At 37.9% G+C, this 9,690-nt stretch carries 8 protein-coding genes and 1 pseudogene; all 9 read right to left on the bottom strand.

Annotation, left to right across the window (positions count from 1 at the left end; translation table 11 throughout):
• Positions 1-98: 98 nt before the first annotated feature.
• Positions 99-437, bottom strand: a pseudogene (locus DD829_RS06025) (family 43 glycosylhydrolase); the annotation flags it as partial.
• Between the two features lie 251 nt (positions 438-688).
• Positions 689-1,744 (bottom strand): glycoside hydrolase family 105 protein, encoded by a 1,056-nt coding sequence (locus DD829_RS06030; RefSeq protein WP_228408137.1) that lies wholly within the window; start codon positions 1,742-1,744, stop codon positions 689-691.
• Positions 1,745-1,948 carry a hypothetical protein gene (locus DD829_RS24085; protein WP_228408138.1) on the bottom strand — a complete coding sequence of 68 codons (204 nt, stop codon included), beginning with the start codon at positions 1,946-1,948 and terminating at the stop codon, positions 1,745-1,747.
• An 11-nt stretch (positions 1,949-1,959) separates the two neighbouring features.
• Entirely contained in the window at positions 1,960-2,955 is a 996-nt protein-coding gene (locus DD829_RS06035; protein WP_116547622.1) for a DUF4861 family protein, read from the bottom strand.
• Positions 2,956-3,006: 51 nt separating this feature from the next.
• Complete coding sequence (locus DD829_RS06040) at positions 3,007-3,144, bottom strand: hypothetical protein (protein WP_185140307.1); 138 nt, start codon at positions 3,142-3,144, stop codon at positions 3,007-3,009.
• A gap of 34 nt (positions 3,145-3,178) precedes the next feature.
• Positions 3,179-4,201 carry a pectinesterase family protein gene (locus DD829_RS06045; RefSeq protein ID WP_108410088.1) on the bottom strand — a complete coding sequence of 341 codons (1,023 nt, stop codon included), beginning with the start codon at positions 4,199-4,201 and terminating at the stop codon, positions 3,179-3,181.
• 79 nt (positions 4,202-4,280) lie between these two features.
• On the bottom strand, positions 4,281-6,113 hold the full coding sequence (locus DD829_RS06050; protein ID WP_108410087.1) for a RagB/SusD family nutrient uptake outer membrane protein: 1,833 nt from the start codon (positions 6,111-6,113) through the stop codon (positions 4,281-4,283).
• Positions 6,114-6,123: 10 nt separating this feature from the next.
• Positions 6,124-7,152, bottom strand: a complete 1,029-nt coding sequence (locus DD829_RS06055) for a hypothetical protein (protein ID WP_108410086.1) — start codon at positions 7,150-7,152, stop codon at positions 6,124-6,126.
• Between the two features lie 85 nt (positions 7,153-7,237).
• Positions 7,238-9,127 (bottom strand): SusC/RagA family TonB-linked outer membrane protein, encoded by a 1,890-nt coding sequence (locus tag DD829_RS06060; RefSeq protein WP_108410085.1) that lies wholly within the window; start codon positions 9,125-9,127, stop codon positions 7,238-7,240.
• Between the last annotated feature and the right edge of the window lie 563 nt (positions 9,128-9,690).

The following is a 9,690-nucleotide window of genomic DNA, read 5'->3' on the forward strand; positions in this document are numbered from 1 at the left end:
GGATATGATTACAGCTGTATTAATCATTTTTGCAGGAGGAAATCCAGACAAAGTTTTCAAAACATAAAAGAGGTCGGATTTCTTCCGACCATGACTACCCAGACTCCGTCGCCTCGTTTTGGCGTTGAAAAATGTTCTTTCGGAAGAATATCCTGAATGGCATAATTCACCAGTTTCCAGTTCACCATATCTTTTGAATGAAGAATCGGCAAACCGGGTGTTTCATTGAAGCTTGAAGCCGTCATGTAATAATCATCTCCCACACGAATCACGTCCGGATCGGAATAGTCTGCATACAGAACGGGATTTTTGTAGTTTTTTCCCTGATCGGCACTCCATACTTCAGAAACGTAGTTTTTTTCCTGTGCGCTCAAATAATTTGATGCAATGGAAAAAATGGCTATTGAAAGTATATTTAAAATGTTTTTTGTTTTCATAAATCAGATTTTTAATCTGGTTTAAATTTTAACGCCATGAGCGGAAAGATTTTTTTTAATGGCTTACTTCATATTTTTCGATCGCAAAGGTCCTTCGACAAGCTCAGCATAAACTATTCACTCAGCAAATGATAGTTGTTGAAATTATATAAGAACATTTTTAACCATTAGGATTTATTGAAGAGTTTAGTGTAGTTAGGATTAGCTATACTTTAAAATTCTTCTTAACCTCATCTTAATGGTTTTAAGTATTATTTTTCAAACTCCAGACTTGCCAGAATGAAAGGTCCTGTTCCTTTGGCATCATTGGAACGAATCTCTTCGTTAATGTAATATTCGTAAGAACCGTCGCGATAAGGTTTTCCGCCCAAACCCGCAACTGCACAGCATTTGTTTAAATTCACCACTCCGTTTTCATCAACAGTGATTAAATTTTTAATGATTCCGTCGTAGCCTTTTTTAGCATATGTTTTATAGGATTTCGGCAAATAACCGTTGTTCACAGATTTGATGATGGTGTAAACAAACATGGATGAGGCAGTTGCTTCGGTGTAATTTCCTTTTTCTCCTGCCTTATTCAAAACCTGATACCACAGTCCGTTGTTTTTATCCTGAACTTTGATGATGGCATCGGTGTAGGATTTGATGTAAGAAATTAACCTTGCTCTTCCGGGATGATCTTTTGGCAGATAATCCAGAACATCTACCATTGCCATTCCGTACCATCCCATTGCTCTTCCCCAGAAATTCTGCGACAGTCCGGTTTCTTTGTCTGCCCAAGCTTCTTTTTTGCTTTCGTCCCAGGCGTGATAAAGAAGACCTGTTTTTTTATCCAGAAGATGCTCCTGTACAGAATCGAACTGTAAAAGAATGTCGTCATACGCTTTTGCCGCATCAGCTCCTTTCACGAAGTCGTGTGTATAATGTGTGTAGAAAGGCATTCCCATGTATAAACCATCCAACCATACCTGATAAGGATAAATCTTTTTGTGCCAGAAAGAACCTTCTTTCGTTCTTGGCTGTCCGTCTATCTGAAGTCGAAGGGTTTGAAGTGCTTTCAGGTATTTTTCTTTTTTTTCTTTTTCGTAAAGATAGAGGAGAACGTTTCCGCTGTTCAGCATATCGATATTATACTTCTCAAGCTCATAGGTAATGATGGTTCCGTCTTCCTGAATGAGCTTTTCTCCAAATTCGCTGATGTAATTATAGTATTCTTTTTTGCCTGTTTTGGCATATAATTTTTCTGCACCATCCAGAACAATGGCAGTGGGATAGGTCCATTTCGGGGTTTTGCTGAAATCCAGCATTCATGCCTCAGGAAAGCGGTGGATTTCGGACAGCATCATTCTTTCGGACCATTTCAGATTGAGGGGAACTTTTTTTCCGGAATTTGAAGATTGTTTCTGAATTGAAGCGTTAACCGGAGTTTTTGTCTGCGCACAGGTAGAAAAAATTCCTGAACTCAAAGCGACAAGGGTGAATAGTTTGATATGCTGATTAATGAAATTCATGATTGTAAACGTTAAAGTTGATTATTTTTATCTAAAATTTCCAGTTTTTGATCCAAATCCTGATAAAAAGCTTCTTCTGTTTTTAAACCGTTCGGTTCCAGAGACCATGCTCCTAAAAAGTAATAGAAAACGTTCTTTGTCTTATTGAACACTACAGTATGCGTAGATTTTGTCTTCACATATTTATCGAAATTTTCAAGAGGGTAGAAGACAGCCATCCCGAGATTGTCGTCTTTTTTGGTTTCGGTCTGGTTACCATAAGTTGCGATGTAAGCCCATTTTTTATTTTTGCTGATTCCCTTTTTCAGCGGAATATTTTTTATGGCAACAATTCCGGTGCATAACCCTGAAATAGAATTACTGAGATTTAAATCCACTTTTACAAAACGGTCTCTGTTGAAAATGGTAAGTTTTGAAGCAAGATCGATGGCATCACCCCATGTTTTCCAGCCTTTGTATTCGATGGCTGCGTAAGACTGTTCTTTTTCATTCACCACTTTCGCGGCGGTGCTTTTTACGATTTTAAATGTTTCAACAAAATCATTCTGCTCATCATATCTTCCGTAGGAACCAATTCCGATGGTGCGTCCGGATTTCAGAATATCCTGTCCCCAAGCTGCATCGTGATGGTACGATTCAAAACCGTCCTGTCCGACTTCCGGTAAAACCAGGGTGTTTACTTTTTTACCAAAAATATCTGTTGCATTTCTCCAGTCGAGATATAAGCGGTATCCGATCTGGTTGTTTTCCAGACCGATGCCTTCGTATCTGATGTAGGTGGAATGATCGGTATGCGATTCAGGAATGGTGAGTTCCTGAACGTTTTTGAAAGTTCCTCCGATATATTTGTCGCCATCCCATTTTCCGCCTTCCTTCACTGCAAGTTCTGCATAAGAGAACGGAGCTTTAGGATTGCTTCTGATCTTTTGAATAACAGAAGTCTGAGCCTGAAAATTTGAGGACACCAATACTGCTGCAGCTATTATTTTAAATACATTCAATTTCATATACATTTTATTAGATCACTGTTTTCAATAAAAGTTTCATGGTTATTGCTTTTATTGTTGTCCGGTTATATTTTTCAAGAGATCATTAAAGTAAACTTCAATATTGTCATAGTTTTTATCCAGATCTTTTCCGTTGGCATTGGCAACTTCAGAATTCAGTCTGTTTTTAATTTCCCATTCATCGGGCATTCCGTCATTATAAAAATTGTGGTGTTTAGAATATTTACTTAAAATTTATTAGCGGATTCCAGTTGTCTTTTCCTTTTAAAACCTTTTCTCTTGTATATTTTTTTGCCTCGGTTTTGGCTAGCTGATGCGACCATGATACTCTTTTGGAGCAATCTGAGCCGCTTCCTTTGGAGTTAAATTCTGCATAAAACGTGGTCTTTTCTGCATCGGGCTTGTTCCAGTTGTGCCATCCTTCAGGTTGTATGGTGGAATTCATTTCACAATTGAGGTAAACGGTCTTGGCAAAAGGTCTCCACGGTCTTCCTAAATAGACTGAATTTTCCTTTGCGTTTCCTGTTATTTCTGAATTAATAAAAACAAATCCGAATTCGTTTGCCTGTGGAGTAGAAGCTGCGGTAACATAGCTTGCCGCTTCTTTGGAATAAATGATGCACTCCTCAAAAACAGCGGTTCCTGCTCCGAAAATATAGTCGGTTGTTCCTTCGATGTAGCAATTTTTAAAATAATTTCTGGAGGGTTTTGTCTTGTCTGATGAATCCTGAACGCCTTTTAAATACAGCGTATCCTGATTTCCTAAGAATCTGCAGTTTTCAAAAGCTATTCGGTCGCCCGTCGTTAAAACAGCAACTGCCTGTCCTACTTTTCCTGAACTGTTTTCGAATGAAATATTTTTTGCTGTAAAATCATTTGAATAAATAAAAACCGTTGATGAACCTGTAGTTCCAAATTCTTTTCCTTCCGGATTCTTTTTTGATGCAAAATCGTCGTAGGTGATGATGGTTTTTTCAGGATTTTCACCTTCAAGCAAAATAGCGCCTTTTGTTTCCGGAATGATGATCTTTTCTTTGTAAATTCCCTCTTTTACTATAATTTTTGTTCTTACGGAAGATCCGTTTTCTGCTGCATTGACGGCTTGCTGAATGGTGGAGAAATTTCCTTTTCCGTCTTTTGAAACCACGATGGTTTTATCATTGGCTTTAAAAGAAAGAAAACTGAGCAATACGATCAGAAAAGCAAAAAAAGAATTTAAATTTTTAAGAAAAAAGGAAGCTTTCATTGAAAATTTTTTGATTAAAATACAGACTTCACTTTGGAGATGAAGCCTGTATTTTTCTGATATGAATGTGAACTATTTTCTAATACCCATAATCCTGCGTAAGATTATAATTGGAGTTGATCACGTCTAAAGCAATCGGCAGTAATTCCTTTCTGTTAGCCTGGAAATAATAAGCATAACTTTTTATGGGATCTCCACTGATGTAAGGCTGCGTCATCGCCAGTCTCCAGTTTACTTTTGTATATCCGGAAGGCGTTGCAACACTTTGGTTCGGGCTGTAGAAAATATCTGCTTTGGCAACTCCGGGTGCGGTGTAGAAATCGATATCCGAAACGTTTTGCTGTGCCGTTCTGTCTTTGTTATACGCTACTTTTTTGTAGAAGATGTATTCCGGAACGTTGGCATAAGCTCCTGTACCGTTCATAAACTGGGTAAGCTTAGCTCTTGTTTCGTTGATTTTCGTTTCTAAAAGATTCCAACGGATCAGATCATATTTTCTAAGACCTTCACCTCCGAATTCCAGTTGTCTTTCTTTAACGATATAATTAAAGAATCCTGTTTTGTCGGTCGGAATGGTTCCCACCTGACTTAAATTTCCTGCATACGCTCTCTGTCTTACCGAAAGAACTGCATTCACTGCCTGTGCAGAAGGACCGTTATTAAGCTCATTATCGGCTTCGGCAAACATTAATAGAATATCTGCATATCTCAGCAAAGGCCAGTCGATTCCAAGGTTTTGTGAAGTTCCGGTGATGGAAGTCCATGATTTTCTGAATTTTCCGTCGTTCCAGTTGATGGAAGTCTGAAGCTCTTCCTGCTTTGAAGTATTTACCCTGAAGATGGCAATATTTACATCTCTTCTCAGGTCATATTTTGTAAATTCATAAAAATAAACAGGAATTGCGCTGATTCCTCCGGAAGATTTCCAGTCGGTATCATCATGTCTTAAACCGTTGTAATATCCTATTTTACTGTCTGTTCTGGAATTTCCTCCGAAAGCTCCGATAGCATAAATTACTTCGTTGGATGTATCTGCGCTGTTGGTATGCAGTGATCTGAATAATCCTTCATAACTCGGATTCAACTGATGCTGTCCGGAATTGATGATGTCCTTACATTCGTCATAAGCAATCTGATAATATTTCTGAGGATTGGAACCCTGCATCATCTGTTGCGGGCTTCTTCTTAATGAATATCCGGCTCTTGCCAGTGCGATTCTTGCTCGTAATCCTTTTACGGCTGCTTTCGAAATTCTCTGAGCGGTGGTTCCGCCTTCGGATCTCCAAGGAACTAAACTTTCTGCTTTTAAGAGATCTTCCAGAATCTTATCATAAATAACGTCTCTGTCTGTTTTTGGGAGATACACGCTCGGAAGATCAGCAGAAGGAACATCCTGAAAAGGAACGTCGCCCCAGTTTTTGATCAGATCATGATAGAAGTGTGCTCTTAAAGTTAAAGCTTCTCCTAAATATCTGTCCATTAATTTTTTATCTGCTGCTGAACCCGTCTGATACACAGGAGAAAGCGGAATGTTTTTAATCACCAGATTAGCTCTTTCAATTCCTGCGTACGTATCTAAAAACGGTCTTAAAAGCTCAGTATTCGTTGGAATAGCGCCGAAACAGCTTACTCCTCTTCGGTCGTTTGCGTTATAATCTCCCGAAGTTCTCATGTCGTCGCCGGATTGAGAAAGAATCAGGTTCATTCTCTGTCCGTAGGTATTGTCTCCCATGGTTGCATTATAGACTCCGACTAAAGCAGAAAAGGTGTCTGCTACGGAATCAAACTGCTGTTTTTCTGAAGTATTGGATAAGCTTTCTACATCTAAATATTCTTCACAGGAATTAAGAGAATTCAGAGAAAATATTCCGATGACAGAAAAAAGAATGGCTAAAAATTTATTTTTCTTCATAATATTAGGTTTAAAAAGTGATATCAACTCCTGATAAAATAAATCTGCTTCGCGGATACGCTGCATAATCTACCCCCGGTGTTAACGGATTTCTTCTTGTGTTGGCTTCCGGATCATACCCGGAGTATCCTGTAATCGTGAACAGATTGTTCATCGTAAAATATAATCTGAAATTGGATAATCCCAATTGTTTGGTGAAATCTTTTCCTAAAGAATATCCTATTGTAACGTTGTTCAGTCTCAGGAAAGAACCGTCTTCAATAGCATACGAGTGAAGGAAGTAAGCTCCTGCAGGCGGTGTAAATCCTGTTGTATTGGCGTTTAAGGCGGCAAGAGCGGTAGGATCATTCACTTTATTTCCTGTATCATCAAACCATCTCCATCGGTTGGCAACTTCAGCCAGCATATTGTTGTCTCGGTAAAGATACTGTGTAGAATATTCTATTTTGTTTGCGTTGTATACTTTATTTCCTACAGAGAAATTGAACATTAGGCTCATATCCCAGTTTTTGTAACGGAAGGTCTGGTTGAAACCTCCGTAAAACTTCGGTTGTGCGCTTCCCAGATCCGTCATATCTTTATTATCGATAATTCCGTCACCGTTAAGGTCTGCAAGTTTAAGATCTCCCGGCTGTACAGCTTTCGCTCCGTTTGCTGCTGCTGCAGAACTCGGAATTCCTGCTTTTAAAGTATAAACCTGAGTGGTAGGATTATAATCGAAATCGCTTACTTCATATCTTCCTGCGGTAATGTATCCCCAATATGTTCCTACCGGTTTTCCGACCTGTACAAGGAAATCGTTCAGGTTGTTTTGCCATCCTGAAGGATATAGATAAGAATTTGCACTTGCGGAAGCACTGTTTCCTAAGCTTTTAATCACATTTTTGTTGGAAGATAAATTCGCATCAATTTTCCAGTTAAAGTTTTCTTTGTTGATGATCGCAGCGCCTACAGAAAATTCAATTCCTTTATTGGATGTACTTCCTGAGTTTTGGTACTGATATTCATAGCCTGAAGTCTGAGGAATTTTAGCCAGCAATAAAAGGTTTTTTGTATCGGTCTGATAAACATCTACCGTTCCGTAAACTCTTCCGTTGAATAATCCAAAATCTACCCCGATATTTTTAGAAGCTGTTTACATTAAGATTAGACATAATTGCTCCTGTTGTAGCTCCCGGTGTTACATTGTTCCCGAATGCATATCCGTAATCTGATGATGTCGTGAAAAACGTACTGTATAAAAATGCCGGTATTCTGTTGTTTCCGGATAAACCGTAACCTGCACGAAGTTTTAATTCGCTCACTACTTTACTGTCTTTCAGGAAATTTTCTTCATTTACTTTCCATGCAACTGAAGCCGCCGGAAAATAGCCCCATCTGTTTCCGGGCCCGAATACACTGGAACCATCCGCTCTCATGGAAGCGGTAAAGATATATTTGTTGTTAAAAATATAGTTGGCTCTTGCAAAAAATGAAACCAGACGATCCGGAAGAACATTTGTTTTCGGAATATCCTGAACCTGTCCCGATGGAGGAGAAGCCGCCTGAATATTGGCAAATGCCTCTTCTGCGCTGATGGATTTCGGGAACCATTTGATGTTCATCGTTAAAGATTCTGCATCTGTTTTTACGGTTTCCTGTCCTGCCAGTAAATCCAGCTTATGATTTCCGAAAGTTTTTCTGAAGTTCAGCGTATTGGTATTCGTGATTCTTCTGGATTGTGCCTTGCTCAGGAAAACAACAGGCTGATCGTTGTTTTGTCTTGCAAGAGAAGTAACCGGTCCGGAAAACTGATTTACCATTTCATCTCTCTGTACATATCCGATCACACTTCTGAAAGTGAAGTCTTTATTGATTCTGTATTCGATGATTCCATTTAAAAGGAGGTCGTTTCTTCCGTTTTCCTTTACCTCGCTGTTCGCTAAAAGGATAGGGTTTACAAGGTTGGTTTCGTTGGCAAATAAAGGATCGAACTCATCTACATTTACATTAGAACCACCTTCAAACGGCTGATATCTCACAGCATTTCTCAGTCTGTTGGTACTTTGCGAACCCGTGGAAGAAGTTCCTGCTCCGTAGATCATCTGGCGGCTGTATCTGGCATTTAATGTGATGCTGATTTTTTTCGAAACATCATAATCATACTTAAAGTTTGCCATATTTCTTTTGAATCCGGAACCGATCATAATTCCGTCTTCCTGAACATTATTTAAGGATAAGGAGAAAGAAGAATTATCAGATCCTCCCGTTACGGAAAGATTATGTGTAAAATTGAATGCTTCTCTTCCGAAAACTTCATCCTGCCAGTCTCTCTTTTTTACGGATTTGTATTTTTCCAGATCTGCAAAAGTTCCGTATCTCGCTTTGAATGCATCAATATCAGTCTGTACACCGCCTTTGTTGTATATTTCGTACTGATAGAGAACATATTGATAAGGATCCAGGACATCAATCGTATTCTGAATTTTTCTTACCCCTAAAAATCCGTTGTAATTGATTGATGTTTTTGCTCTCTTACGACCGCCTTTCGTAGTGATAAGGACAACACCATTGGCTCCTCTTGCTCCGTAAATACTTGTGGAAGAGGCGTCTTTTAAAACTTCGATCGATTGAATTTCCTTAGGAGAAAGGATAGAAAGCGCATTATCCATCTGTACGCCGTCTACAATATATAATGGAGCATTGCTCCCTGTAATAGAGTTTCCTCCTCTTACTACAATATCTACGTCGGCTCCCGGTGAACCTTCACTCAGAGACACCTGTACTCCCGCCATTCTTCCCTGTATTGCTTCTGCAGCATTGGTAGAAGGCATATCTTTTATAGCTTCTGCTTTTACAGAAGAAACAGCATTGGTAACGTCTTTTTTAGAAACTTTTGTATATCCCACCAAAACCACTTCGTCGATTTTGGTTTCTTTTTCTTTCTTTGTTTCTTTTTCTTGAGCCATTGCAAGGACAGGAAGTAGAAAGACAGTTAAATATAACCACTTTACTGATTGTACTTTTTTATCCATTTTGTATCCTTATAGTTTTAATTTTGGTTGAAAGTTTTTTTTCAATCTTTGTTTTCATTGGTGGATCTTGGAAGTATTCTACTGCTTTTTTAGTGGTAAATATTTTAGAAAATCTTACACTTTCCGTAGTGCAATCGATTGCGTAATTTTTCAAGTCAAAATATTCTCGCTTCTAAACTAATATTATTTTTGAATACGCAAAGAAAAAAATATTATTTTTTCATTAATTTGAAATGAAATGCTGTAATTAATAATTAATTTTAGAATTTTAAATAGTTGTTAATCAGTTTTTTATGGATTTTTATTTTATATTTTTTTTCTTTAAATTTTTCTGTCCGGATTATAGAATAACTTAAAAAAATCTTAAAATTTACGTGTTTTTAAGACTCAGGATTTCCCCAAATTCATCATCAAGAACAAAAATTAATGCATTTTCCTGATTTTTATCAGTTTTTTAAAAGGAAATTTAGAGAGAAATTTTTTAGTGATAAAGTTTAGCCTTATTATATGTATAGAATAAATTTATTTTGAATTATGTTTACAGAATCATTATTGTTAAAGTC

Origin of the sequence: Chryseobacterium sp. HMWF035 (assembly GCF_003094695.1) — a bacterium.
Classification (GTDB): domain Bacteria; phylum Bacteroidota; class Bacteroidia; order Flavobacteriales; family Weeksellaceae; genus Chryseobacterium; species Chryseobacterium gambrini.

Bases quoted from the DNA above. Each gene is read 5' to 3' on its own strand.
- DD829_RS06030 (WP_228408137.1), bottom strand. From the start codon at position 1,744: ATGCTGGATTTCAGCAAAACCCCGAAATGGACCTATCCCACTGCCATT.
- DD829_RS24085 (WP_228408138.1), bottom strand. From the start codon at position 1,948: ATGAATTTCATTAATCAGCATATCAAACTATTCACCCTTGTCGCTTTG.
- DD829_RS06035 (WP_116547622.1), bottom strand. From the start codon at position 2,955: ATGAAATTGAATGTATTTAAAATAATAGCTGCAGCAGTATTGGTGTCC.
- DD829_RS06040 (WP_185140307.1), bottom strand. From the start codon at position 3,144: ATGCCCGATGAATGGGAAATTAAAAACAGACTGAATTCTGAAGTTGCC.
- DD829_RS06045 (WP_108410088.1), bottom strand. From the start codon at position 4,201: ATGAAAGCTTCCTTTTTTCTTAAAAATTTAAATTCTTTTTTTGCTTTT.
- DD829_RS06050 (WP_108410087.1), bottom strand. From the start codon at position 6,113: ATGAAGAAAAATAAATTTTTAGCCATTCTTTTTTCTGTCATCGGAATA.
- DD829_RS06060 (WP_108410085.1), bottom strand. From the start codon at position 9,127: ATGGATAAAAAAGTACAATCAGTAAAGTGGTTATATTTAACTGTCTTT.